The organism is Mycobacterium sp. 2-64, assembly GCF_035918375.1.
GTDB classification, from domain to species: Bacteria; Actinomycetota; Actinomycetes; order Mycobacteriales; family Mycobacteriaceae; genus Mycobacterium; species Mycobacterium intracellulare.
The window spans coordinates 1,056,764-1,080,778 of record NZ_CP142361.1; the positions used below are offsets into that span (position 1 = coordinate 1,056,764).

A 24,015-nucleotide genomic window follows, 5' to 3' on the forward strand; every position below is an offset into this window, starting at 1 on the left:
GTCAGACACCCCGTCCCACCGGCAGCGCCGTGCCCGACACCCGGCGCACCATCGCGCGGGCCGCGACGTTCGTGAGCAACGTGATCACCATCAACACCAGGGACACCTCGGCGAGGGTCTTCACGGCGAAGTCGGTGAAGTCCGTCATCGCCGAATCCAGCTGCGACACAACGGTGGCCGCGATGGTGGTCATCGTCGCGTAGATGTTGGCGGGTATCGCGCCCAACACCGCACCCGACACCATGGCGACGGCCATCGTCTCTCCCAACGCGCGGCCGAGCCCGAGCACCACCGCTCCGACGATGCCGCTCGACACCCACGGCAGGGTGACCCGCCGCGCGCACTCCCAGTCGGTCATCCCCAGCGCGACCGCGCCCTCGCGGGGCAGCACCGGCACCTGGCGGATCAGGTCGCGGGTGGTGCTGGCGATGATGGGAATGACCATCACCGCCAGCACCAGCCCGGACACCAACAGGCCCTCCCCGTTACCGGTGTTGCCGCGCAAGTAGCTGAGCACCGGCACGTCGGGCGCGTTGCGGGCGATCACCGGGGCCACGTAGTGGGCGATGAACGGCCCGAATGTCATTGCGCCCCAAAGGCCGACGATGACGCTGGGGATGCCGGCGAGCAATTCGAGCACCATCCCGATGGCCGACGCGAGACGCTTCGGCAACCGCTCCACGATCACCAGCGCCGCCCCGATCGACACCGGCACCGCGATGACCAGGGCGATCGCCGAGGTCGCCAGGGTGCCCACGATCAGCGGCAGCGCCCCGTAGTAGGCGCCGACGGGATGGCGGACGCCGCGGGTGACGACGGCGTCGCCGTAGGTGTTGCCGGGGTTCCACTCGGTGGCGGTGAAAAAGTGCAGCCCGTTGACCCTGATCGCGGGCAGCGCCTCGAGAAGCAGGGTCGCGAGGACGAACACGAGCGCGAGCAGCGGAACCACCGCGCCCGCCGCACCCAGGGAACGGATGGCCAGGCCCGGGCGGCGCGCGCCGCGGATCCGCGCCCGCGCGCCGCCCATCGCGATGTCGGTCACCAAACCCCTACTGGCCGCTGATCTTGGCGATCTGGGCGTCCGACAGCTTCGCCACGTCGGCCGGCAGCGGCTGGAAGTGAACCTTGTCCAGGAACGAGGCGTTGTTGCCGTCGCTGATCGCCCAGTGCAGGAAGGCCTGCAGGGTCTGGGCGGTGGCGGCGTCCTTCTGACCGCTGTTGACGATGGCGTACTCGTAGTTGACGATCGGATAGCCGTCCGGCGCCGGGCCGTTGATCAGCGAGATCGCTTGGTTCGCCGGGGTTTTCGAGGCGAATCCGGCGGCCGCGGCCTGAATGCTCTTGGCGTCGGGCAGCAGGTACTTGTCGGAGGCGTTGGCCAGCTGCGCCTCGCCGAGCCCCTTGCCCTGCGCCTGGTCGAGGAAGCTGATGCCGATGTAGGCCACGCAACCCGGGGTGTCCGCGCAGCCGGTCACCATGCCGCCGTTGCCGTTCTCCCCGAGCGCGCCGGGCACCGTCGGGAAGGCGACGGTGGTGCCGAAGCCGGGCGATTTGCCCCAGCCGTCGGGGTCCTGCTTGGACAGGTACTGGGTGAACAGGAAGGTGTCACCGGAGCCGTCGGAGCGGTGCAGCGGAACCACCGGTGTGGCAGGCAGATTCACGCCGGGGTTCAGCCCGGCGATCTGCGGGTCGTTCCAGGTCTTGACGGAGCCGTTGTACATGCCGGCCAGCACCTTGCCGTTGAGCTTGATGTGTTCGGTGACACCGGGCAGGTTGTAGTTGACCTGCTGCGCGGAAATGGCCAGCGCGATGTTCATCAGTCCCTTGTGCGCGGCCATGTCGCCCTCGGACAGGTAGGCGTCGGAGGCGCCGATCTCGACCGCCCCGGCCGCGGCCTGGGAGATCCCGGTCCCGGAGCCGGTGCCCTGGGTGGTGATCGTGACGTTCGAGTACTTGTCGTGATAGGCGGGGCCCCACAGGTTGAACAGCGGGTACAGCAGCGTGCTGCCGGTCTCCGACAACGTCACCGGCGATGACGCCGGCGTCGTCGCGACCGGGCCGCCGCCGCCCTGACTCGGCGCACCGGTCTGCGAGTTCGAACCACACGCAGCCGCGGCGAAAACCAGGGGCGCGGTCGCGGCCATCGCCAGCAACCTACTCATACGAACTTTCACGGCCTTCTCCCTTTCTCTTTCCTTTAGGTCCCTTGCGTCCCTTTGCTTTTCTGCGCTCATCCGCCGATCTTGGCGATCTGGGCGTCCGACAGCGTCACCACCTCGGCAGGCAGCGGCTGGAAGTGAACCTTGTCCAGAAACGACGGGCCGTTGCCCTCGGTGATCGCCCAGTGCAGGAACGCCTGCAGCGTCTGGGCGGTGGCGTCGTCGCGCTGGTCCGCGTTGACGATCGCGTACTCGTAGTTGACGATCGGGTACCCATCCGTGGCCGGGCCGTTGATCAGCGAGATCGCCTGGTTCGCCGGGGTTTTCGAGGCGACGCCGGCGGCCGCGGCCTGAATGCTCTTGGCATTGGGCAGCAGGTATTTGCCGGAGGCGTTGCCCAGCTTGGCCTCGCCGAGGCCGTGCTGGTCGGCCTCGTCGAGCGAGCCGATGCTGGTGTAGGCCACACAGCCCGGGTTCGCGGCGCAGCCGGTCACCATGGCGCCGTCGCCGTTCTCGCCCAGCGCTTCGGGCACGGCCGGGAAGGAGACGGTGGTGCCGAACCCGGGCGAGCGGCCCCAGCCGTCGGGGTCCTGCTTGGACAGGTACTGGGTGAACTGAAACGTGCTGCCGGACCCATCGGAGCGGTGCAGCGGCACCACCGGGGTCGCGGGGAGCTGCAGGCCGGGGTTGATGCCGGCGATCTGCGGGTCGTTCCAGGTCTTGATCGTGCCCCGGTACATGCCGGCCAGCACCTTGCCGTTGAGCTTGAGGTGCTGATGCACCCCGGGCAGGTTGTAGTTGACCTGCTGCGCCGAGATGGCCAGCGCGATGTTCATCAGTCCCTTGTGCGCGGCCATGTCGCCCTCGGACAGGTAGGCGTCGGAGGCGCCGATGACGACCGCCCCGGCGGCGGCCTGGGAGATCCCGGCGCCCGAGCCGCTGCCCTGTGTGGTGATGGTGACGTTCGGGTGCTTGGCGCGGTAGGCGGCGCCCCACTCGCTGAACAGCGGGTAGAGCAGCGTGCTGCCGGTCTCGGAGAGCTCGATCGTGGACGTCGCCGGGGCGGTGGCGACGCTGCCGGCGGCCGGCCCGGTGCTCGGCGCCCCCCGCGTGGCGTGCGCACCGCAAGCCGCGATCCCGAGGACCGGCGGCGCGATGGCCACCAGACCCAGCAGCGTACCCAGACGACTCTTCACGTCCCCGCTTCCTCTTCCCGGCGAGACCCTTTCCCGCTATTGGCTTTCCGCGACCCCGGCCGTTTGCGAGGAGCCCCGATCCGAGCCCTGTGCCGGCCGGAACGGCGCGAAGTAGCGGACGGTCTCCTCGTGCTGCGGCGACAGGAACAACTGCTTGGTCGGCCCCTCCTCGACCAGCCTGCCCTCGAAAAAGAAGGCGGTCCGGTCGCCGGTGCGGGCGGCCTGCGCGAGATCGTGGGTGACCATGATCACGGTCAGTCGGTCGGCGAGGGAGCGGATGAGTCCCTCGATCTTCTCGGTGGTGGTCGGGTCCAGCGACGAGGTGGGCTCGTCGAGCAACAGCACGTCCGGGTTGACCGCGAGCGCGCGGGCCAGGCACAACAACTGCTGCTGGCCACCGGAGAGCCGGAACGGCGAATCCCCGAGGCGATCCTTGACCGCGTCCCAGAGGCCGACCTCGGTGAGCCGGGCCTCGGCGACGGTTTTGAATTGCTTGCGCGGCGCCATTTTGTGCGCGCGCACGCCGGCCACCACGTTGTCCATGATCGACATCGGGAACGGGTTGGGACGCTGGAACAGCATGCCCACGCTGCGGCGGAACTCCATCAGGTCGCGGTCGGCGAAGATGGTGCGCCCGCCCAACAGGACGTCACCGCTGTGCCGGAATCCGGAGACCTTGTCGTTCATCCGGTTCAGGGTGCGCAGGAAGGTGGTCTTGCCCGAGCCGGTCGGCCCCAGCAGGGTGGTGACGGAACGGGCGGGGAAGTCGAGGCTGACCTGCTCGAGGACCGTTTTGGGGCCGAACCCCAAAGTGAGGTCGACGGCCCGCATGAGCTGGCCACCATCGGCGACAGGAGCCGCAACTGCGGCCGGTAACTGTTGTTCGCGACGCATTGACAACCGATGCTACGTGTTTGCGCCCGGCACGCGGTCACCGGCCATTAACCTCTTATTCTTTGTCAAGGGTTTGTATATTCGCGATTGGTTAACTTTTGTTGACGATCGAAGGAGTTTCGTGAGGTTCGCTCGATCTGGCGTCGCCCTGAGCGTGGTGGCCGCCGTCGCCCTGGCGCTGGCGGGATGCGGCGACAACAACTCGTCGTCGGGATCGAGCGGCAAGCAGGCGTCGGTGGACTGCGGCGGTAAGAAGGTCCTCAAAGACAGCGGCTCGACCGCGCAGCAAAACGCCATCGAGCAGTTCGTCTACGCCTACGTTCGGGCCTGCCCGGGTTACACGCTCGATTACGACGCCAACGGCTCCGGCGCCGGCGTGACCGAATTCCTGAACAACCAAACGGATCTCGCCGGTTCCGATGTCCCGCTGGACCCGTCCACCGGTCAAAATGACCGGGCGGCGCAGCGGTGCGGTTCGCAGGCCTGGGATCTGCCCACGGTGTTCGGACCGATCGCGGTCACCTATCACCTGACCGGGGTGAGCGGGCTGAAACTGGACGGGCCCACCGTGGCGAAGATCTTCAACGGCACCATCACCAAGTGGGACGATCCGGCGCTGAAGGCGATCAACTCGGGCCTCAACCTTCCGTCGACGCCCATCACGGTCATCTTCCGCAGCGACAAATCCGGCACCACCGCCAACTTCCAGAAGTACCTCGACGGCGCGTCGGACGGCGCCTGGGGCAAGGGCGACAGCGAGGTGTTCAACGGCGGCGTCGGGCAGGGCGCCAGCGGGAACAACGGCACATCGGCGCTGCTGCAGAACACCGAGGGGTCGATCACCTACAACGAGTGGTCGTTCGCGGTGGGCAAGCAGCTGAACATGGCGTCGATCATCACGTCGGCGGGCCCGGACGCGGTGCCGATCACCAAGGACAGCGTCGAGAAGACGATCGCCGGGGCGACCTTCAAGGGGCAGGGCAACGACCTGGTGCTGGACACCTCGTCGTTCTACAAGCCGACACAGTCCGGCGCGTACCCGATCGTGCTGGCGACCTATGAAATCGTCTGTTCGAAGTATCCGGACGCGGCGACGGGCAAGGCGGTGAAGGCGTTCATGCAGGCCGCGATCGGGCCGGGCCAGGAGGGGCTGGACCAGTACGGTTCCATCCCGCTGCCCAGCTCGTTCACGGCGAAGCTGTCGGGCGCGGTCAATGCGATTTCGTGACATGGAGACTCGACGGTGAGCGATAGCGGACCGGCCTCGCGGGCCGGGTCCTGGTTCGGGCCCTATCGGCTGGTGCGCCTGCTGCGCCAGGGCGGCATGGGCGAGGTGTACGAGGCCGAGGACACCCGCAAGCACCGCATGGTGGCCCTGAAACTGATCTCACAACAGTTCTCCGGCAACTCGGAGTTCCGTGCGCGCCTGCAGCGCGAGGCCGATATCGCCGGACGGCTGACCGAACCGCATGTGGTGCCGATCCACGACTACGGCGAGATCGACGGGCGTTTCTATGTGGACATGCGCCTCGTCGACGGCGTCGATCTGGGCACACTGTTGCGCCGGGACGGGCCGCTGGCCGCGCCGCGGGCGATCGCGATCATCAGCCAGGTCGCCGCCGCCCTGGACGCGGCGCACGCCATCGGGGTGACGCACCGCGACGTCACACCGGGCAACATCCTGATCACCGGCAGCGACTTCGCGTACCTGGCGGATTTCGGAATCGCCCGGGCCGCAACCGATCCGGGGTTGACCCAGTTCGGGACCGCGATCGGCACGTATTACTACATGGCGCCGGAACGCTTCACCGACGACACCGTCACCCACAGCGCCGACATCTATTCGCTCGCATGCGTTTTGAGTGAGTGCCTGACCGGCTCGCCGCCGTATCGGGCCGACACGATCGAACGGCTGGTCGCCGCGCACCTGACGAAGGCACCCCCGTCGCCCAGCCAACTGCGCCCCGGGGCGTTTCCGCCCGCCCTGGATCAGGTGATCGCCAAGGGCATGGCCAAACGTCCCGAGGAGCGCTATCGCACCGCGGGCGAATTCGCCGCCGCCGCGCATGACGCGCTGACCACGTCCGAGCAGCGCAAGGCGACCACGATCCTGCGCGAAGGGGAGGACGCGGTCCAGCGTGCGGAGGCGTCGGCCCAGCTCCCGGAGCGCGAGCCGCAGTCCTGGCCCGCCGCCGAGACCATGGCCGGTCCGGTGGCCCCGAGGCCCGGCGGCACCGGCTGGTCCGAGCGCTCCGGCCATCACCCCTCGATGATCCGTCCCGCCCCAACGACGTTCGGCCACACCTACGGGTCCGGGCCGGACTTCAGGAGTCCCGCCGTGCCGATCGACAGCAAGCGAAAGCAGTGGATCATCGTCGGCGCCATCGCGCTCGTCGCCCTCGTGGCGTTCATCGTGGCGGTCGCCGGTTACCTGTCCACGCGGTCCTCGGGGCCGGCACAGGAGGCGTCCGGTCAAAGTGTGTTGCCCTTCAACGGGATTGACTTCCGCCTGTCCCCGGGCGGGGTGGCGCTGGACAGTGCCGGCGACGTCTACGTCACCAGTGAGGGCATGTACGGGCGCGTGGTGAAGCTGACGGCCGGTTCGAACGCCACGACGGTGCTGCCGTTCCACGGGCTCTACCAGCCGCAGGGTCTGGCCGTCGACGGCGCGGGCACGGTGTACGTCGCCGATTTCAACAACCGGGTGGTCAGCCTGGCCGCGGGCTCCAACGACCAGAAGGTGCTGCCGTTTTCCGGTCTGAGCTACCCCGAGGGCGTCGCGGTCGACAGCCAGGGCGCGGTGTACGTCGCCGACCGCGGCAACAGCAGGGTGGTGAAGCTGGCGGCGGGATCCAAGACCCAGACCGAGTTGCCGTTCAACGGACTGAAGAATCCCGACGGTGTCGCCGTCGACGCCGCGGGCACCGTGTACGTCGCCGACACCGACAACAACAGGATCGTCAAGCTCGACGCCAATTCGAATACCCAGGCGGAGTTGCCATTTCAGAACGTCTCCGTGCCGTGGGGCATCGCGGTGGACAACAGCGGCACCGTCTACGTCACCGAACACGACAAGAGTGACGTGCTGAAGTTCCCGGCGGGCTCGAACACGCCGACCGTCCTGCCGTTCGACGGGCTCAACACGCCCTTGGCGGTGGCGGTCGACAAGGAACGAAGCGTCTATATCGCCGACCGCGGCAACGACCGGGTGGTCAAGCTGACGCCCTGAGGCTCACGACGCGGGTTGCGGTGCGCCCAGATACTCCTCGGTGTGCTGCCCGAGGGCCGGTGGAGGGTCGGTGGCGTCAGCGTCGAAGCTGGAATAGCGTGCCGGGGTGCGGATCACCGTGACCGCGTCCTCACCCTCACCGACCGGCAGGGCGAGCTCGTTCTCCGCGAACAGCGCGGTGCCGACCACCTGCTTCCAGGTGTAGGCGTGGCAGGCCATCAGGCCGCCGTCCTGCAGCAGCCGGACCCATTCGTCGGCGGTCTTGGCGGCCAGCGCCTTCTCGAGTTCCTCGGTGAGTTCCGGATAGTTGAGCGCCCGGGCGCGCTGGTCGATGAACCGCTCGTCGTCGCGCATGTCGGGGCGGCCGATGATCTCGCACAGCTTGTCCCAGTGCTTGGGCACGTACGCGCTGATCACCAGGTATCCGTCGGCCGCCTTGAAGGCGTCCGACGGCTGGGTGGCGAACCCGACACCCTTGCGCCGCTTGGGCTTTGGCGTTGAGTCGGACGGCTTGGGTTCCGCGTTGGGCTTGTTCAGGTGGATGGTCAGCTGGCTGGCCTGCAGGCTGACCGCGACGTCGTACATGGCGACCCGCACGACGTCGGCCACGCCGTGGCGCTCGCGGTTGAGCAGCGCGGCCAGCACCGCCTGCGCCAGCACGTGTCCGCTGGCGGCGTCGACGAGCTGGAACGGGATGATCTGGGGTTTGCCGGTGGGCGTGGGCATCCCGGTGGTCATGCCGGACTCGGCGGCGACCATCAGGTCCACGCCGGGCCGGCTGCCCTCCGGGCCGTTGCCGCCGTAGGCCGAGAGGCGCGCGTAGATGAGTTTGGGGTTGCGGGATTGCAGCTCGTCGGGTCCCAGTCCCATGCGTTCCATCACCCCGGGCCGAAACCCTTCCAGCACAACGTCTGCGGTGTCGACCAGCCGCATGATCTGCTGCTTGGCCTCGTCGTCGCGCAGGTCCGCCATCACCGACTTCTTGCCGCGGTTGTGGGGGAGGAACAGGGTGGCCAGCGGCGGGCGGCCGGGCAGCACCGCGGTGATGTGGCGGGCCGCCTCGCCGACGGGCGCCTCGACCTTGATGACCTCGGCCCCCAGGTCGGCCAGCACCTGGCCGGCCATCGGCCCGGCGATGTTCTGGGTGAAGTCGAGCACCCGAAATCCGTCAAGTGGCTTGGGTGGCTTGCTGTTTGGCACTGGTGCCTGCCTTCCTCAACGCGCCGCGCTGCGCACCGCGGTGCAGTAGTAGTTCTGGGCGAAGGGCGCCTCGGGGTCGGTCGATTGCAGCGGGAGCCCGGTGTTGGCCAGCAGCTGATTCAGCGGCGTGCGCACCGGCTGCCAGCCCTTCTGCTGCAGGTAGGTCGCCACGTCGTTGCGCGGCCCGGGGAAGCCCAGGTCGCCCAGCGCGATGTCGAGGCCGCCCTGCCGCCACTTTTCGCTCGCCGCGTTCAGCGCGTCCCCGCTGGTGCCTGTGTTCGCGAACACCTCGGCAACCAACTGGCTGCCGTCGGCGGACAGGTCGGTGATGTTGTCCAGCAACCGATCCTGGGCTTCCGGCGGCAGGAAGCCGATCAGCCCCTCGGCGGCCCAGGCGGCGGGTCGCCCGGCGTCGAAGCCGGCCTGGCGCAGCGCCGACGGCCAGTCGTGGCGCAGGTCGACCGGGACGTTGCGCACCTCGGCGGTCGGCTCGGCGCCGAGGTCGGCGATGGTGGCGGCCTTGAACTCGAGCACCTGCGGCTGGTCGATCTCGAACACCGTGGTGCCCGCGGGCCAGGGCAACCGGTAGGCGCGCGCATCCAGGCCGGAGGCGAGGATGACCACCTGACCGATGCCGGCCGCGCCCGCCTCGGCGAAGAACGCGTCGATGTAGCGGGTGCGGGCGGCCATCATGTCGGTCATGCGCTGCATGCCCCACGCGGCACCGGGCTCGTCGACGTCGGCGGAGTCGAGTTCACCGGCCGCCCACCGGGTCATGAAGTCGACGCCCACCGCGCGGACCAGCGGCTCGGCGAACCGGTCGTCGATCAGGCCGTCCCGGGTGGCCCGGGCCCGTCCCGCGGCCACCATGGTGGCGGTCGCGCCCACGCTGGTCGCCAGGTCCCAGGTGTCGTCGTCGGTGCGCGCCATCGCGGAAATCCCTTCGGGTCTACTGGTTAGCCACAATAACTACCAACGCCGGGCGGCGGCCGGCGGGCCGGGCCCCGCCGTGCCGGCGGCGCGACACAGATCGATCACGGCCGGGTGTTGCGACCCCGGCCCCGCCGCGCGCTCGCTAACCTGGCCCAATGACCACATCGGCCGCCCTGACGCAGGAATGCACCGCCGCGCACGACGCCGGCTGGCGGCGCGGCGCCGCGTGGGCGCGCCGGCTGGCGTGGATCAGCCTGGCCGTGGTGCTCGTCGAGGGCGCCGTCGGGCTGTGGCAGGGGCTCTCGGTCGGCTCCATCGCCCTGACCGGCTGGGCCCTCGGCGGGGCGTCGGAGGCGCTGGCCAGCGCGATGGTGGTGTGGCGGTTCAGCGGCGCGCGCACCTTTTCCCCGAGCGCCGAGCGGCGCGCACAACGCGGCGTCGCGGTGTCGTTCTGGCTCACCGCCCCATACATCGCCGCCGAATCCATCCGCGAGCTGGTCGGCGAACACCGCGCCGAGACGTCGATGATCGGCATCGCCCTGACCGCCCTGGCCCTGCTGCTCATGCCGGTGCTGGGCCGGGCGAACCACCGCTTGGGCGCGCGGCTGGGCTCGGGCGCCACCGAGGCCGAGGGGATTCAGAACTACCTGTGCGGCGCCCAGGCGGCCGGGGTGCTGATCGGCCTCGCGGCGACGGCGCTGTGGTCGAGCGCCTGGTGGATCGACCCCGCCGTGGGGCTCGCGATCGCCGGTGTCGCCGTGTGGCAGGGCGTGCGCGCCTGGCGCGGCGAGCAGTGCGGCTGCTGAGCCGGGTCAGTTGCCGCTGCCGTTGCGCGGCGCATCCAACCGGTATCTGATCAGCCGGGAGCTGTTGGCCACCACCGCCACCGACGACGCGTTGTGCAGGATCGCGGCCAGCACCGGGGACAGCGCGCCGCCCGCCCCGATGATCAGCCCGGCGGCGTTGACGGCGATGGACATGCCGTAGTTCTCGCGGATGACGTCGACGGCGCGGGCCCCGAGGTCCCGCACGTCGAGCAGGCGATGCAGGTCGTCGTTGGCCAGGGCCACGTCGGCGGTCTCCACGGCGACGTCGGTTCCGGCCAGCCCCATCGCGATGCCGATGTCGGCGGCCGCGAGCGCGGGCGCGTCGTTGATGCCGTCGCCGACCATCCCGACGATGAAGCCCTCGTCCTGCAGCTCGCGCACCGCCGCGAGCTTGTCCTCCGGCATCACCTCGGCGTGCCACTCGTCGATCCCGAGTTCGCGCGCCACCACCTCGGCGATGTCCGGGTGATCCCCGGTGAGCATGACCACCCGGCGAATACCGTTGGCGCGCAGCTTCTTCAGCACGTCGGCGGCCTCCGGCCGCACCTCGTCGCGCAGGCTGATCAAACCCACCAGCGTGCCGTCGACGGCCAGCAGCAGCGGCGTCTCGGCCTGGCGGCGCAGCCTGTCCACCCATTCCGACGCCTTCTTGGACACCCTGACCTTTTCGGAGCGCAGCAGCCCGGGGCTGCCCAGCAGCAGGGTCCGGCCGTCGGCCCAGGTCCGCATGCCCAGCCCGACCAGCACCTCGCACTCCTCGTGCGGCGGGATGGTGATGTGGCGTTCCTCGGTGGAGCGGATCACCGCCTCGGCCAGCGGGTGCCGCGAGTGGATCTCCGAGCTGGCCGCGTAGGCCAGCACCTGTTCGGGCTGCCAGTCCTTGTGCAGCGCAATGATGTTGGTGACCACCGGGCGTCCGACGGTGAGCGTGCCGGTCTTGTCGAACACGATCGCGTCCACCTGGCCGGCCTGCTCGAGGTGCGAACCGCCCTTGATCAGGATGCCGCGGCGCGCGCCGTTGCCGATCGCCGCGCTGATCGCCGTCGGGGTGGCCAAACCCACCGCGCACGGGCAGGCGATCAGCAGCATCGTCATCGCCCGGCGGACGTCACCGGTGATCGCCAGCGTGATGGCCGAGACGATGAACGAGGTGGGAACGAAACGGCGGGAGAAGTTTTCGCCGACGGTCTGAATCGGCGCCCGGTCGTGTTGCGCCTCTTCGACCCGGGCGATGATGCGCCCGATGGTGGTCTGGTTGCCGACCGCGCTGGCCCTCACCACCAGGCGTCCGCGCACCACCACCGAACCTGCGTGCACGTGCGCGCCGGCCACGATGCTGACCGGCAGGTTCTCCCCGGTGATCGCGGACTGGTTGACGACGGCCTCGCCGTCGACCACCTCGCCGTCGACCGGGATCGCGACGTGGTCGTGCACCACGACCTCGTCGCCGATCTGCACGGTGTCGATCGGCACCTGGACCTCGCGCGGGGTGGGGCCGTCGTCGAGCCGCAGCCACGCCGTGTCCTGGTTGCCGCGCAGCAACTCCGAGATGGCCCGACGGGTCCGTCGCAGCGTCAGATCCTGCAGGTACTCACCGATGTTGAGCAGCCATAGCACCGTCAGCGCGACCACGTTCTCCCGCAGCACCAGGCTCGCCACGGTCGCCGCGGAGACCAGCGCGTCGGTCCCGGCCTTGCCGGAGCGCAGCGAGCGCAGCGCGCCGCGCAGGAAGGGGTAGCCGGTGAAGACGGTGACACCGGTGGCGAACAGCCGGCCGCTGGGGCCGAGCAGCGGCGGCCGCGCGAACACGTAGCGGCGCATCCCGAGCAGCGCCAGCGCCGCGCCGCCGATCACCATGCGCAGCACGTCGGCGTTGCGGATCTCGGTGGAGTGCGGCGCGCGCGCCGGGATCAGTTCGGCGGCGACGTGCGCCGCGTCGCCGATGGCCGCCAGCACCGAGGAGCGGTCGCAGCGCCGCGGCGAATACCAGACGACCACCGACCCGGTGCGCGGGTAGGCGTGCACCACGCGCACGCCCTCGCACTTGGCGACGGCCTCCTCGACCGCCACGGCGCGCCGCGAATCGGCGCGCACCCAGGCGACCGCGACCCGCATACGTCCGGCGGCGTCGGAAATCACCTGCAGCGCGGGGTCTTTCGCCCGCACCTCGTCGTCAACGTCGGGGACTAGGGCGAGGTCCATAGCGGCGATCAGTGCTCGTGGTCGTGGGGTTCTGCGATCGACGGCGTGGGCGCCTCCTCGCCGATGCGCTCGCGGGCCTCGGCCATGACGTCGGCGAGGCGCAGGCGCGCCGACTCGGCGGCCTCCTCGGCCCTGCGGGTGCCGCGCAGACCGAGCTCGGCGCCCTTCACCGCGGTCTCGTGCAGCGGCGCCTTGGCCACGGCCTTGCGCACCACCTCGTAGGCCGTCACGCCGACCAGCCCGGTGACGACCGTCCCCGCCGCCTTCGCCAAGAGCCCGTACACCGCCATTGCCGCAACCTTCCTCGTCGTCCGCGTGTTCAGCCCGTGCTCGCTCGACGTTAACATCGAAATATTGCGATATCAATATGAATCGTGCCGGGGCGGGTGGCGCCGCCTCAGAGCACCCGGGTGACCTTTTCGGTCTCGATGCGGCGCGACTGCGCGTCCGGATCGGCGTTGGCCACCTGCACCAGCGAGGCGCCGACGGCCATGATCGCCAGCAGGTTGTCCACCAGCTCGGCGGGTTCGGTCCACGGCTTGCCGGACAGCACGCGGTCGCTCGACGTCAAACCCCTTGCCGCCGCGGATGTTTGACAATCCGCCAGCACGTCGTCGACCGAGCGGCCACCCAGCGCGGGCCCCGGGCGCGGTTCGGGAACGATCTGGTCGCCGTGCACCCGCACCGCGGTGGCGTAGTCGGTCACACCGATCGGCAGGTCGGGTGCCGGGCGGCCGAACGCGTCCAGCGACAGCACCGCGACCTCGCCCCCGGCCACCGCGTCGTCGGCTTCGTCAAGGCGCTCGGTGGTGCAGAGCGCCAGGTCGGCCGGCCCCGCCAGCACCGCCTCGGCGCCGATCCACCACACCCCGAACAGCACCGCGGCCGTCTGCCAGTGCGCGGGCAGCAGGATCGCGACGCGACTGGCCGGCCCGGCCCCCAGTTCGTCGCGCAACAGGTTGCCGGTCTTGGCGGCCCAGTTGGCCAGCGTCACCCCGGACAACTCGATGCGCTCGCCGGTCGCGTCGTCGTAGTAGGTGATCCGCGGGCCGACCGGGTCGGCCCGCAACATCGGATCGAGGATGGCCCCGCTCAGCGTGCTCGGTTGCTGCACGGGTCGTTAGTTTATGCACTCCGGTTTGTCGGAGCCGGCGGTCAGGATCGGCGACGGCGGGGGGACGTTGGGGTTGGTGGCCACCGCGCCGGCGGTGGACACCCGCGCGGGCATGATCGTCTCGGTGCCCGACAGGCCCGAGCCCGGGCCGCTGTAGTCGTTGGCCAGCACCACCCGCACCGCGCCCGGCGCCAGCGAGGCGTCGGCGATCACCGGCAGCCCACCCAATTCCTTGGAGACCTCCTTGGCCCCCATGTCGTCGCTCTTGGCGGCGCGGACCTGGCTGGCCTTGACGTGCCCGCCGTCGTTGTTGCCCACCGTGCCCGTGGCAAAACCCTTGGCGCTCAACACGTCTGACACGGCCGCGGCCAGCCCGTTGATGTCGGTGTCGTTGACGACGCTGGCGGTGGTCTTCGCGGGCGTGTAGGCGATCTCCTCGGTCTTGCCCTCCTCCTGCTCGTGCAGGAGTCCGTTCACCCAGTCGGCCACCTGGTGTGGGTCCACCCGCACCACGCTCTGCATGCCGTCGTCGCTCCAGCCGGCGCCGTCGAGCACCGGGATGGTGGCGAACGCGACGTTGCCGCCGGCCAGCTTCTGCATCTGCTGCACGAAATCCATCACGTCCCACCCGGCCGAGATCACCACCGAACGCTGCACGGCGGCTTCCAGGCGCCGCACCGTGGTGGGGCTGGACAGCGTCTTGCCGGAGATGACCCGGTGGGCCAGCGAGGCCATCACCACCTGCTGGCGCACCACCCGGTCCAGGTCGCCGCGCGGCAGTTCGTGGCGCTGGCGCACGAAGCTGAGGGCTTCGGGGCCGCTGAGCCGTTGCGGGCCCGCCGGGAAGTCGGCACCCGAAAGGGGCTCGAACACCGGCTCTTTGAGGCAGACGTCGACGCCGCCGAGGGCCTCGGTGATCAGCGAGAAGCCGAGCAGGCCGATCTCGGCGTAGTGGTCGACGGTGACGCCGGTCAGGTCGGCGACGGTCTTGATCAGCGCCTCGCGGCCGGCCTCGGTGCCCTGGGCGGCCGCGTCCGCCGCGGCGTCGCCGGCGCGGACCAGGCTGGCGCGCTTGGCCTCCCGGGTCTGGCCGTAGACGCCGTTGATCTTCGTCTTGCCCAGGCCGGGGGCGGCGACGTAGGAGTCGCGCGGGATCGAGATCGCGGTTGCCGACTTCCCGTTGTTGGGGATCCGGATCAGGATGATCGTGTCGGTGTTGGTGGCTTCCTCGTCGCCGGCCCGCAGCGTGTCCAGTTCCTCTTGGGACAGCGGGTTGCCGTGCGCGTCGGTGCGGCTGTCGAGGCCGACCAACAGGATGTCGATCGCGCCGTCGTCGCCGCCCTTGCCCAGCGAGGGCGCCGACATGTGAAAGATGCCGTCTTCGAAGGACCGGACATTGCTCCACGCGATCCCGGTGCCGACGACGACCGCGAGCGTCAGCACGGTGGCAATCACACGAACCACACGTTGCACAGGCATCCCACTACATTACTTGCGACACACGAGCTTCACGGGTAGCCGATCGCGGCGTGGCCCGCGCTACCCCGCGATTTCTTGGGCCCCGCGCTTTTCTGGGCTTCGCCGGGCCATGCCAAACTCGAACCATGTCAGGCAGGATCGTGATCGCCGGCGCCGGTGGGCAGCTGGGCGGCTATTTGAGCTCGCTGGCGGCGGATCAGGGCCGGGAGGTCCTGGCGCATTCGTCGTCGCAGTGGGACATCACCGACCCCGCGGCCGCCGAACGGATCGTGCAGCGCGGTGACGTGGTGATCAACTGCGCGGCCTACACAGACGTCGATGGCGCCGAGACCGACGAGGCGGGCGCCTTCGCGGTCAACGAGGCCGGTCCCGGGCACATCGCGCGGGCCTGCGCGCGGGCCGGCGCCCAGTTGATCCACGTCTCCACCGACTACGTCTTCAACGGCGATTTCGGCGGCGCCGCACCGCGGCCGTACGAGCCCAGCGATCAGACCGCGCCGCAGGGCGTGTACGCCCGCAGCAAGGCCGCGGGGGAGCAGGCCGTCCTGGCCGCGCTGCCCGAGGCGGTCGTCGTCCGCACCGCCTGGGTCTACACCGGCGGCGCCGGCAAGGACTTCGTCGCCGTCATGCGCCGGCTGGCCGCCGGGGACGGCCCGGTGGACGTGGTCGACGACCAGATCGGCTCGCCGACCTACGTCGGCGACCTGGCCGCCGCGCTGCTGCAGATCGTCGACGACCGCGTGCCCGGCCCGATCCTGCACGCCGCCAACGAGGGCGCGGTCTCGCGGTTCGAGCAGGCCCGCGCCGTCTTCGAGGAGTGCGGCGCCGACCCGGCGCGGGTGCGTCCGGTCGGCACCGACCGCTTTCCCCGGCCGGCGCCGCGACCGGCCTACTCCGCGCTGTCGGGTGGCCAGTCCGCGGCGGCCGGGCTGCGGCCGCTGCGGCCCTGGCGCCCCGCGCTTGTCGCGGCCCTGGCCGCGGCCGATCGACCGTTACCCTCTACGCGTGACTGACGTGCTGCCGGTCGTGACGGTGACCTACTCGCCGGGCCCGCATCTGGAGCGCTTCCTGGCCTCGCTGTCGCTGGCCACGGAGCGGGAGGTGTGCGTGCTGCTGGCCGACAACGGCTCCACCGACGGCACCCCGCAGGCGGCGGTCGATCGCTATCCCAACGTGCGGCTGTTTCACACCGGAGCCAACCTCGGCTACGGCACCGCGGTGAATCGCGCCGTCGCGCAGCTGGACCGCGACGACGAGTGGGTGATCGTGGCCAACCCGGACGTGCAGTGGGGACCGGGCAGCATCGACGCCCTGCTGGACGCCGCATCGCGCTGGCCGCGCGCCGGTGCGCTGGGCCCGCTGGTCCGCGATCCCGACGGCTCGGTGTATCCGTCGGCGCGGCACCTGCCCAGCCTGATCCGCGGCGGCATGCACGCGGTCGTCGGGCCGTTCTGGAAAACCAACCCGTGGTCGGCGGCGTACCGCCAGGAGCGGCTGGAGCCCAGCGAGCGCCCGGTGGGCTGGCTGTCGGGGTCGTGCCTGCTGGTGCGGCGGTCGGCGTTCGGCCAGATCGGCGGGTTCGACGAGCGCTACTTCATGTATATGGAGGACGTCGACCTCGGCGACCGGCTCGGCAAGGCGGGCTGGCTGTCCGTCTACGTGCCGTCGGCGGAAGTCCTGCACCACAAGGGCCACTCCACGGGCGGGGACCCGGCCAGCCACCTCGCCGCCCATCACAAGAGCACGTATATGTTTCTGGCCGACCGGCATGCCGGTTGGTTGCGCGCGCCGCTGCGCTGGGCGCTGCGCGCCTCGTTGGCGGTACGTTCCCGCCTGATGGTGCGCAGCGCGGTGCGCGCGTCGGGCCGGGCGAAACTGGTAGAAGGGCGACACTGAGGTGGGAACTCCGCAAGTCGACGTCGTGATCCTGGTCGGCGGCAAGGGCACCCGGCTGCGGCCGCTGACGCTGTCGGCGCCCAAGCCCATGCTGCCCACGGCCGGACTGCCGTTCCTCACCCATCTGCTGTCGCGGGTCGCCGCGGCGGGCATCGAGCACGTCATCTTGAGCACGTCGTATCGGGCCGGCGTCTTCGAGGCGGAGTTCGGTGACGGCTCAAAGCTGGGCCTGCAGATCGAATACGTCACCGAGGAGAGCCCGCTGGGCACCGGCGGCGGCATCGCCAATGTCGCCGGCCACCTGCGGCACGACACCGCCATGGTGTTCAACGGCGACGTGCTCTCCGGCGCCGATTTGGGCCAGATGCTCGACTTCCACCGCGCCCAGGAATCCGACGTCACCCTGCACCTGGTGCGGGTGGGCGACCCGCGGGCCTTCGGCTGCGTGAGCACCGAGGACGGCCGGGTCACCGCCTTCCTGGAGAAGACGCAGGATCCGCCGACCGACCAGATCAACGCCGGCTGCTACGTGTTCTCGCGCCGCGTGATCGACCGGATCCCGCGCGGCCGTGAGGTTTCGGTGGAGCGCGAGGTGTTCCCCGCGCTGCTTTCCGATCCCGGCGTCAAGGTCTGCGGCTACGTCGACGCCAGCTACTGGCGCGACATGGGCACCCCGGAAGACTTCGTCCGGGGATCGGCGGATCTGGTGCGCGGCATCGCGCCGTCTCCCGCCCTGCATGGCCACCGCGGCGAGCAGCTGGTGCACGACGGCGCGGCGGTGTCGCCGGGCGCGGTGCTGATCGGCGGGACCGTGGTGGGGCGCGGCGCCGAGATCGGGCCCGGCGTCCGGCTGGACGGCGCGGTGGTCTTCGACGGGGCCAAGGTCGAGGCGGGCAGCGTCATCGAGCGCTCGATCATCGGGTTCGGCGCGCGCATCGGCCCGCGGGCGCTGATCCGCGACGGGGTGATCGGCGACGGCGCCGACATCGGCGCGCGGTGCGAACTGCTGCGCGGCGCCCGGGTGTGGCCCGGTGTCTCGATTCCCGACGGCGGGATCCGCTACTCGTCCGACGTCTGAAGGCCGTTCCCGACGAGTGCCCGGCTAGCCGGGCACTCGGCTGCGAATGTGCGGCTAGCCGGGCGCTCGACCGAGCGCCCGCGACACCAGGTACGCCAGCGCGTGATCGGTGCCCTCCGGCAACTCGTCGGCGGGCCACCAGCGCAGGTCCTCCGACTCGTCGCTGATCGCGATCCGCGCGCCGGCCGGCGCGTGCGCCACGAACTGCAAATCCAGATGCCGGGTCGGCACGCCCAGCGAGCACACCACCGGGTGCACGTGCACGGCCGCCAATTCGGGCTCGATCCGCAGCCCGTCGACCCCGGACTCCTCGGTGGCCTCGCGCAACGCCGCGGCGACGATGTCGGCGTCGTCGTCGTCGCAATGGCCGCCCAGCTGCACCCACCGGCCCAGGCGGCGGTGCAACGTCAGCAGCACCCGGTCGCCGGCGTCATCGAGCACCAGCGCCGAGGCGGTGACATGCCCCGGCACACACTCGCGGCGGCACGCGTCGTCGCGGGCCGCGACGAACGCCAAGACGGCGTGCCGCAACGAATCCTGGCCCGCGTCGGGGGGTTCCCAGCCGGACAGGGTCGCGATCACCGACTCCCGCAGGCTCACCGGGTGCGCCGCCGTTTCCTGCGATCGGCCAGCGATGCCCACGCCCGGCGGCAGTCCGCCACCGCCTCGGCCGGCAGTCCCAGCCCGTCGATCAGCACGCGACGGTCGACGAGGTCGAGCGCCTTGTCGATCTCGCCCGCCTTCAACAGCAGGTCCACATCGACGGCGAGGTCGGGATCGGCGTGTGCCGGCGCGGGGATGGGCAGCTGCTCGGCCTCGCGGGGTTCGAGCTCCAGCACGCCCCCGCCGTAGCTGCGGCCCATGATCTCGGCGAAGGCGAACGTCACGCTGTTGTGGAACACCGCGGCCAGCGCCGCTGGGTCGGCGGGGTCCTCACCGGACAGGCGCACCCGATGCACGGTGTCGGTACTCACCGCGCCCACGCCGTTGACGGTCAGCCGCGGCGCCCGGTGAATCTGGCGCAGCAGGAACAGATCCGGCGCCCACAGCGACGGCGTCCGCCACCAGGGCGTGCGGATCGAGCACTTGTAGCCGCGGTGCACGCCGGCGGCTTCCCCGGCGAGGATGTGGGCGATCAACGCGGGATCGGCCGGCTCGCGTGGCGCGTTGAGCAGCCAGCCGCGGTGCCCGGCCGCGAGATCGCTTGCCCGGCAATCGGTGTCGTAGACCAGCCCGGACAACTGGGCGCTGCGCGAGACCAGCGGGACGCAGTGCGGCCGCAAACCCAGCTCCGCCGCCTGGGCGTCGGTCAGGGTGAAGAACGCGTTGCGCCCGGTCACGATGCCGACGTCGACCTCGGCGACGGACCCGAGCGGGAGCAGGGCGCCGGAGCCCTTGAGCGCGCGCAGCAGCCGGATCGCGGCGGGGTCCAGAAAGTACTTGGTCCACTTCTCGTTTTCGTGCAGCAGCGCGGGCGCCCAGCCGGCCTCGAGGTCCGCCCGCGCCAGCGCGTCGGCGTTTGGCAGGTGCACGGTCCGGATGCGGGCGGGGCCGGACCCGACCGTGTCCCTTATGCCGCAGAACAGCACGACCTCTTGCAGGATGCCGTCGAACACCAGGCGCTGGAAGGTCAGCAGCGTGATGTCGCGGAATCGGCTCACCAGAAAGTCGCGCAGCGGCGCGGCGTAGGAGACCTGCAGCAGCTCGGCCGGCAGCACCAGGCCCACCCGCCCGCCGTCGCGCACCAGCAGTGCGGCGGCCACGACGAACGGCACCCACGCGTTGGTCAGCCTGGTCGGGCGCAGCCCCGCGCGGCGCATCAGCTCCAGGGCCGGGTCGCGGTGCTGCGACGCCCAGTTGCCGAACCGGATGTAGGGCGGATTGCCGGCGACCCCGTCCCAGCCGCCGGCGCCGGCTTCGGCGGCGCGGGTCATCCAGGTGAACAGGCTGTCGGTGTCGACGGGCGCGAACCGGCGGGCCTTGGCCGCCTCGCGCGCGATCAGCTCGACGCCTTGGGCGCGGTCGCTGAGCGCGGCCAGCTCGCGCAGGATCGCGCCGTCACCGCAGGAGGGTTCGACGATCTTGGGGCCGGCCTCGCGAACCCAGCGGGCCAAAAAGCGCGCCACCGGCGCCGGGGTGTAGTAGCCGCCGCGGACTTTGTCGGCCGAGGCCGCCGCCTTGCCCGCGAAGTTCATGGGCTTAGTATCTCGGAAAAACGACGGCTCACTTGCGGATCAGCAGGTCCCCGGGATCCGCGGCGTCGCGCGGGCCGGCGGGCTCGGCGGCGTAGCCGATGGCGATGGCGCCCAACGGCTCCCAGTCGGCGGGCAGGTCGAGCTCGGCGCGCACCAGGTCGGCGGCGAAGATCGTCGACCCGATCCAGCAGCTGCCCAGCCCGCGCACCGCCAGCGCGACCAGCAGGGCCTGCACGGCCGCCCCGACGGCCACGGTGAACATGGTGTGCTCGGCGTCGGTGCGGGCGGCGTCCGGATAGGAGTGGGCGCCGTCGGGAACCAGGATCGGGATGACGACTTCGGGCGCGTCGTAGAGGATCTGGCCGCGCGCCACCCGGCGCTCGATGGCCTCGGCGGGCCTGCCGTCGCCGGCGAGGTCGCTGCGCCACTTGTCCTTCATGCGGTCCAGCAGCCGGGCCCGGGTGCCCGGGTGCTGCAGCCAGACGAACCGCACCGGGCGGGTGTGGTGGGGGGCCGGCGCGGTGAGGGCCTCGGCGACGGCCGCCTCCACCAGATCGGCCGGGACCGGCTCGGCGCTGAACCGGCGCACCGATCGGCGCAGCAGCTGCGCCTCGCGGCGGCCCATGTCGATCGCCTCGGCCGTGCCGAGCCAGAACAGGTCTTCGGTGCCGGGCCGCAACAAGTCCCGTGCCGTCGAGCCGTCGTCGGTCACGGACAGGCCGCGCACCACCGCCACCGGCATCGCGGTCAGTTTGCCCTTGACCAGGTCGGCGGCCGCGGCGATCTCGTCGGCGATCGCGACCTCGGTGACCAGCAACTCGTTGCCGTGCTGGTCGAGCGCCCCCGAATAGCCGTGCAGCACAGCCAGTCCCGCGGCGCCCACCGCCGCGTCGGTCTGGCCGTTGCGCCAGGCGCGGCCCATGGTGTCGGTGATGACGACGGCGACCTCGACGCCGAGCCGCTCGCGCAGCGCGGCGCGCAGCGTGGCGGCGCTGCCGTCCGGGTCGACGGGCAGCAGGGCCAACTCGTCGCGCCCGACGTTGGAGCCGTCCACGCCCGCGGCGGCCTGCACCAGCCCGATCCGGCTCTCGGTGATCAAGGTCTTGCCCTTGCGGGCCAGCACCCGAACGGCCTCGTCGTCGACCAGCTTGCGCCGCAGCCGATCGCGCTCCTCCGGGTCGCGGGGCGCCGGCACCAGCCGGCCCTCGCATTTGGACACCGCCTTGCTGGTGACCACCACGACGTCGCCGTCGCGCAGCCACGGCGCGGCCGCGGCGACGGCCGCGCCCAGATCGTCGCCCGGCCGGAATTCGGGCAGCCCGGCGACGGGCAGGATCTCGATCGCGGCGGCGGTGCCGTGCTCGCCGGGGGAGGGGGTCAAAACGCCACCCCCGCCAGCTCCAGCCCGGCGCGGACCATCTCGGCGGTCGCCTCGGGGTCGGTCATCACCAGCGGCACCGAGCGCACCGCGACGCCCTCGATGTCGGCGCCGTCGCCTTCACTCACCAGCCAGCCATCCAGGATGCCGGTGCCCCGACGCGCGCCGTAGTGGCGGCCGACGGCCTCGGCGGTGGACTCGACGCCGATCACCGACAGGCAGGCATCGGCCATGCCGCGCAACGGCTTTCCACCGATGATCGGCGAGTAGCCGACGACCGGGGCCTTCGCCGCCCGCAGCGCGCCGCGAACGCCGGGGACCGCCAGGATGGCGCCGACGCTCACCACCGGATTCGACGGGGCCAGCAGGATGACGTCCGCCTCGGCGATGGCCGCTGTGGCTTCGGTTGTGGCCGCTGCCTTTTCGGCGCCGACGAACGCGAAGCTGTGGGTGGGCACCTGGGCGCGGTAGCGCACCCACCATTCCTGGAAGTGGATGGCCCGCCGGCCGCCGTCGTCGGGATCGGTTATCACCACGTGCGTCTCGCAGCGGTCGTCGGTGACGGGCAGCAGCCGCGCGCCCGGTTGCCAGCGGTCGCACAGCGCCGTGGTGATCTGCGACAGCGGGTAGCCGGCGTTGAGCATCTGGGTGCGCACCAGGTGGGTGCCCAGGTCGCGGTCGCCGAGTCCGAACCAGTCCGGCTGCACCCCGTAGCGCGCCAATTCCTCTTTGGCGTGCCAGGTTTCGTCGCGGTGCCCCCACCCTCGCTCCGGGTCGACACCTCCACCTAAGGTGTACATGCAGGTGTCCAAATCGGGGCAGACTCGCAGTCCGTGGATCCAGGCGTCATCGCCAACGTTGACGATCGCCGTCAGCTCGTGACTGCCGGCTTTCGTGTCTGGGCGCCCTTGCGTGTGAAACTGACCCAGCCCGAACAACTGTTGAATCCCCAGCAGGAAGCGGGCGCCGCCAACCCCACCGACCAGGACGGTGACCTTCACTTGAGCCTCACACAGCACGACAGTACTGCCCGACGAGCGTGCGGTGGTGGGCCCGTCGGGCCTGCCTCAAAGTCGGGGCTCCCCACGACTTGTGGGGAAGTTGTGAGCTATGTGATCAACACGCCGACGGCCCAAAGCAACAGAAACGCCGAAATTCGATCACGAGATGGTATGGAAATGCGCCGAAGTGCTTGACCCGGCAGATCAACCCGTGTCTAATCACATCAGTGTCATTTCCCGGTTGGCCGGCCGACTCCGGTGTCGCAGACCGAGATTCGATCACTTGTTCGAATTGTCTGTACATCAGAACAGTGGGAAATCAATCACTCTTTCTCAATCAAGCTGAGGAGGCGGACGACCGTATGTCTTACGAAACTTTTCGAGGCGCAATGGCGAGCACGCCGCACACCCCGATCGACTCGGCGCCGGCCCGACCCGCCCGGCCGCATTTGACCGTGGTTCCTGATGCGCCAGGCGCATTCGAGCCCGAGCCGTTGCCGGCGCCCGTCGCCGACCAGTGGCAGGACCGGGCGCTGTGCGCCCAGACCGACCCCGAGGCCTTCTTCCCGGAAAAGGGTGGTTCCACCCGCGAGGCCAAGAAGATCTGCCTGGGTTGCGAGGTGCGCCACGAGTGCCTCGAGTACGCCCTCGAGCATGATGAGCGCTTCGGGATCTGGGGCGGTCTCTCCGAACGCGAGCGCCGCCGCCTCAAGCGCGGCATCATCTAAAAGCCGCGCACCGTCGTTATTCGTCGTCGATCGTCGGATCGATGACCGATGGCTCAACGTCGAGATAGATGGCGACCTGGGCCACCAGGATTTCGTGCAGCAAGTCGCCGAGTTCGATGGTGTCCTTCGCCCGTCGCTCAATTGGCTTGCGGAACAGGACAATTCGCGCCCGCGTGGAGTTGCCGCGGATGTCGACACCGGCCGGGATCAACCGGGCCAGGGGGATCGGCCCGTCGGCGATCACCTCGGCCGGCCACTGCACGCTGTCGGGATCCTTGGCCGCGATCCGCGGAATCTCATCGACCGCCACGTCGAGGTCGGCCAGCCGGTCGTGCCAGCTCCGCTCGATGGGCTCGTAGGCCTCCAGCACCGCCATGTCGAACCGCTCGGCGCGGCTGCGCCACCCCGGCACGCTGGGGGGCAGCAGCGCCCCGCGCATCTCGCGACCCCGGCGGAACCGTCGATGGCCGGCGGGCCGGCGCGGAGCCGATCCGTCCGAAAACCGA

Annotated in this window: 22 protein-coding genes; 7 read left to right on the plus strand and 15 right to left on the minus strand. The window is 70.5% G+C overall.

The genetic code is table 11. The features are described from left to right. Position 1: 1 nt before the first annotated feature. The 4 genes from pstC to QGN31_RS05085 form a co-directional block, all read right to left on the minus strand. Positions 2-1,027 (minus strand): phosphate ABC transporter permease subunit PstC, encoded by a 1,026-nt coding sequence (pstC, locus tag QGN31_RS05070; protein ID WP_043955837.1) that lies wholly within the window; start codon positions 1,025-1,027, stop codon positions 2-4. A gap of 22 nt (positions 1,028-1,049) precedes the next feature. Then, positions 1,050-2,162: a phosphate ABC transporter substrate-binding protein PstS gene (pstS, locus tag QGN31_RS05075; RefSeq protein ID WP_373306388.1), complete on the minus strand. Its 1,113-nt coding sequence runs from the start codon at positions 2,160-2,162 to the stop codon at positions 1,050-1,052. A gap of 68 nt (positions 2,163-2,230) precedes the next feature. Beyond that, complete coding sequence (pstS, locus tag QGN31_RS05080; protein WP_014942815.1) at positions 2,231-3,355, minus strand: phosphate ABC transporter substrate-binding protein PstS; 1,125 nt, start codon at positions 3,353-3,355, stop codon at positions 2,231-2,233. A 36-nt stretch (positions 3,356-3,391) separates the two neighbouring features. After that, complete coding sequence (locus QGN31_RS05085; RefSeq protein ID WP_009953225.1) at positions 3,392-4,186, minus strand: ATP-binding cassette domain-containing protein; 795 nt, start codon at positions 4,184-4,186, stop codon at positions 3,392-3,394. A gap of 184 nt (positions 4,187-4,370) precedes the next feature. On the opposite strand from QGN31_RS05085, the gene pstS (QGN31_RS05090) reads away from it, so the two are divergent. Further along, positions 4,371-5,477 (plus strand): phosphate ABC transporter substrate-binding protein PstS, encoded by a 1,107-nt coding sequence (pstS, locus tag QGN31_RS05090; protein ID WP_026071225.1) that lies wholly within the window; start codon positions 4,371-4,373, stop codon positions 5,475-5,477. Between the two features lie 15 nt (positions 5,478-5,492). Further along, the gene (locus tag QGN31_RS05095) at positions 5,493-7,478 is read left to right on the plus strand and encodes a serine/threonine-protein kinase PknD (RefSeq protein ID WP_014942814.1); all 1,986 of its coding nucleotides are present in this window, start codon (positions 5,493-5,495) and stop codon (positions 7,476-7,478) included. A gap of 3 nt (positions 7,479-7,481) precedes the next feature. On the opposite strand, the gene QGN31_RS05100 is transcribed toward QGN31_RS05095, so the two are convergent. Both QGN31_RS05100 and QGN31_RS05105 read right to left on the minus strand, forming a co-directional pair. Next, positions 7,482-8,678 carry a CaiB/BaiF CoA transferase family protein gene (locus QGN31_RS05100; protein WP_014942813.1) on the minus strand — a complete coding sequence of 399 codons (1,197 nt, stop codon included), beginning with the start codon at positions 8,676-8,678 and terminating at the stop codon, positions 7,482-7,484. 15 nt (positions 8,679-8,693) lie between these two features. Next, the gene (locus QGN31_RS05105; RefSeq protein ID WP_014385685.1) at positions 8,694-9,608 is read right to left on the minus strand and encodes a class I SAM-dependent methyltransferase; all 915 of its coding nucleotides are present in this window, start codon (positions 9,606-9,608) and stop codon (positions 8,694-8,696) included. 158 nt (positions 9,609-9,766) lie between these two features. Between QGN31_RS05105 and QGN31_RS05110 the strand changes: the two genes are divergently transcribed. Further along, a complete protein-coding gene (locus QGN31_RS05110; protein ID WP_014385684.1) occupies positions 9,767-10,417 on the plus strand; it encodes a cation transporter in 651 nt (216 codons plus the stop codon). Positions 10,418-10,423: 6 nt separating this feature from the next. Here the strand turns inward: QGN31_RS05110 and ctpC are convergent, their stop codons facing one another. From ctpC to QGN31_RS05130, 4 genes are all read right to left on the minus strand, one after another. Further along, positions 10,424-12,640, minus strand: coding sequence for a manganese-exporting P-type ATPase CtpC (ctpC, locus tag QGN31_RS05115; protein WP_014383193.1), 2,217 nt, complete (start codon positions 12,638-12,640; stop codon positions 10,424-10,426). An 8-nt stretch (positions 12,641-12,648) separates the two neighbouring features. Continuing rightward, complete coding sequence (locus QGN31_RS05120) at positions 12,649-12,930, minus strand: DUF1490 family protein (protein ID WP_008259830.1); 282 nt, start codon at positions 12,928-12,930, stop codon at positions 12,649-12,651. Between the two features lie 107 nt (positions 12,931-13,037). Further along, positions 13,038-13,754, minus strand: coding sequence for a TIGR03089 family protein (locus QGN31_RS05125; protein WP_014385683.1), 717 nt, complete (start codon positions 13,752-13,754; stop codon positions 13,038-13,040). Between the two features lie 6 nt (positions 13,755-13,760). Then, on the minus strand, positions 13,761-15,233 hold the full coding sequence (locus QGN31_RS05130; protein WP_036389908.1) for an LCP family protein: 1,473 nt from the start codon (positions 15,231-15,233) through the stop codon (positions 13,761-13,763). A gap of 125 nt (positions 15,234-15,358) precedes the next feature. Between QGN31_RS05130 and rfbD the strand changes: the two genes are divergently transcribed. Genes rfbD through QGN31_RS05145 form a run of 3 tightly spaced genes read left to right on the plus strand, consistent with a single transcriptional unit; the run spans position 15,359 to position 18,207 of the window. Beyond that, on the plus strand, positions 15,359-16,246 hold the full coding sequence (gene rfbD / locus QGN31_RS05135; protein WP_014385682.1) for a dTDP-4-dehydrorhamnose reductase: 888 nt from the start codon (positions 15,359-15,361) through the stop codon (positions 16,244-16,246). Beyond that, positions 16,239-17,129: a glycosyltransferase family 2 protein gene (locus QGN31_RS05140; protein ID WP_008259824.1), complete on the plus strand. Its 891-nt coding sequence runs from the start codon at positions 16,239-16,241 to the stop codon at positions 17,127-17,129. The genes rfbD and QGN31_RS05140 overlap by 8 nt, the downstream gene beginning before the upstream one ends. A gap of 1 nt (position 17,130) precedes the next feature. After that, positions 17,131-18,207 (plus strand): sugar phosphate nucleotidyltransferase, encoded by a 1,077-nt coding sequence (locus tag QGN31_RS05145; protein ID WP_008259820.1) that lies wholly within the window; start codon positions 17,131-17,133, stop codon positions 18,205-18,207. A 54-nt stretch (positions 18,208-18,261) separates the two neighbouring features. On the opposite strand, the gene QGN31_RS05150 is transcribed toward QGN31_RS05145, so the two are convergent. The 4 genes from QGN31_RS05150 to cofD are packed head-to-tail and all read right to left on the minus strand — an operon-like array spanning position 18,262 to position 22,781. Continuing rightward, positions 18,262-18,807, minus strand: a complete 546-nt coding sequence (locus tag QGN31_RS05150) for an NUDIX hydrolase (protein WP_014385681.1) — start codon at positions 18,805-18,807, stop codon at positions 18,262-18,264. Beyond that, a complete protein-coding gene (locus QGN31_RS05155) occupies positions 18,804-20,402 on the minus strand; it encodes a class I SAM-dependent methyltransferase (protein ID WP_014942812.1) in 1,599 nt (532 codons plus the stop codon). Before QGN31_RS05155 ends, QGN31_RS05150 begins: the two co-directional genes overlap by 4 nt. Before the next feature lie 28 nt (positions 20,403-20,430). Further along, complete coding sequence (locus QGN31_RS05160; protein ID WP_014385679.1) at positions 20,431-21,783, minus strand: coenzyme F420-0:L-glutamate ligase; 1,353 nt, start codon at positions 21,781-21,783, stop codon at positions 20,431-20,433. Then, positions 21,780-22,781, minus strand: a complete 1,002-nt coding sequence (gene cofD, locus QGN31_RS05165) for a 2-phospho-L-lactate transferase (protein WP_014385678.1) — start codon at positions 22,779-22,781, stop codon at positions 21,780-21,782. The genes QGN31_RS05160 and cofD overlap by 4 nt, the downstream gene beginning before the upstream one ends. Positions 22,782-23,170: 389 nt before the next feature. Here cofD and QGN31_RS05170 point away from each other — a divergent pair, with 389 nt between their 5' ends. After that, the gene (locus QGN31_RS05170; protein WP_014380966.1) at positions 23,171-23,509 is read left to right on the plus strand and encodes a WhiB family transcriptional regulator; all 339 of its coding nucleotides are present in this window, start codon (positions 23,171-23,173) and stop codon (positions 23,507-23,509) included. Between the two features lie 16 nt (positions 23,510-23,525). On the opposite strand, the gene QGN31_RS05175 is transcribed toward QGN31_RS05170, so the two are convergent. Beyond that, on the minus strand, positions 23,526-23,948 hold the full coding sequence (locus QGN31_RS05175) for a metallopeptidase family protein (protein WP_009955382.1): 423 nt from the start codon (positions 23,946-23,948) through the stop codon (positions 23,526-23,528). Positions 23,949-24,015: the final 67 nt, after the last annotated feature.

What these genes read in the sequence shown, in the direction of transcription:
- QGN31_RS05110 (WP_014385684.1), top strand. Translation starts at nt 9,767, where the DNA reads ATGACCACATCGGCCGCCCTGACGCAGGAATGCACCGCCGCGCACGAC.
- rfbD (WP_014385682.1), top strand. Translation starts at nt 15,359, where the DNA reads ATGTCAGGCAGGATCGTGATCGCCGGCGCCGGTGGGCAGCTGGGCGGC.
- QGN31_RS05105 (WP_014385685.1), bottom strand. Translation starts at nt 9,608, where the DNA reads ATGGCGCGCACCGACGACGACACCTGGGACCTGGCGACCAGCGTGGGC.
- QGN31_RS05085 (WP_009953225.1), bottom strand. Translation starts at nt 4,186, where the DNA reads ATGCGGGCCGTCGACCTCACTTTGGGGTTCGGCCCCAAAACGGTCCTC.
- QGN31_RS05175 (WP_009955382.1), bottom strand. Translation starts at nt 23,948, where the DNA reads ATGCGCGGGGCGCTGCTGCCCCCCAGCGTGCCGGGGTGGCGCAGCCGC.
- ctpC (WP_014383193.1), bottom strand. Translation starts at nt 12,640, where the DNA reads ATGGACCTCGCCCTAGTCCCCGACGTTGACGACGAGGTGCGGGCGAAA.
- QGN31_RS05155 (WP_014942812.1), bottom strand. Translation starts at nt 20,402, where the DNA reads ATGAACTTCGCGGGCAAGGCGGCGGCCTCGGCCGACAAAGTCCGCGGC.
- QGN31_RS05130 (WP_036389908.1), bottom strand. Translation starts at nt 15,233, where the DNA reads ATGCCTGTGCAACGTGTGGTTCGTGTGATTGCCACCGTGCTGACGCTC.
- pstC (WP_043955837.1), bottom strand. Translation starts at nt 1,027, where the DNA reads ATGGGCGGCGCGCGGGCGCGGATCCGCGGCGCGCGCCGCCCGGGCCTG.
- QGN31_RS05170 (WP_014380966.1), top strand. Translation starts at nt 23,171, where the DNA reads ATGGCGAGCACGCCGCACACCCCGATCGACTCGGCGCCGGCCCGACCC.
- pstS (WP_373306388.1), bottom strand. Translation starts at nt 2,162, where the DNA reads ATGAGTAGGTTGCTGGCGATGGCCGCGACCGCGCCCCTGGTTTTCGCC.
- QGN31_RS05120 (WP_008259830.1), bottom strand. Translation starts at nt 12,930, where the DNA reads ATGGCGGTGTACGGGCTCTTGGCGAAGGCGGCGGGGACGGTCGTCACC.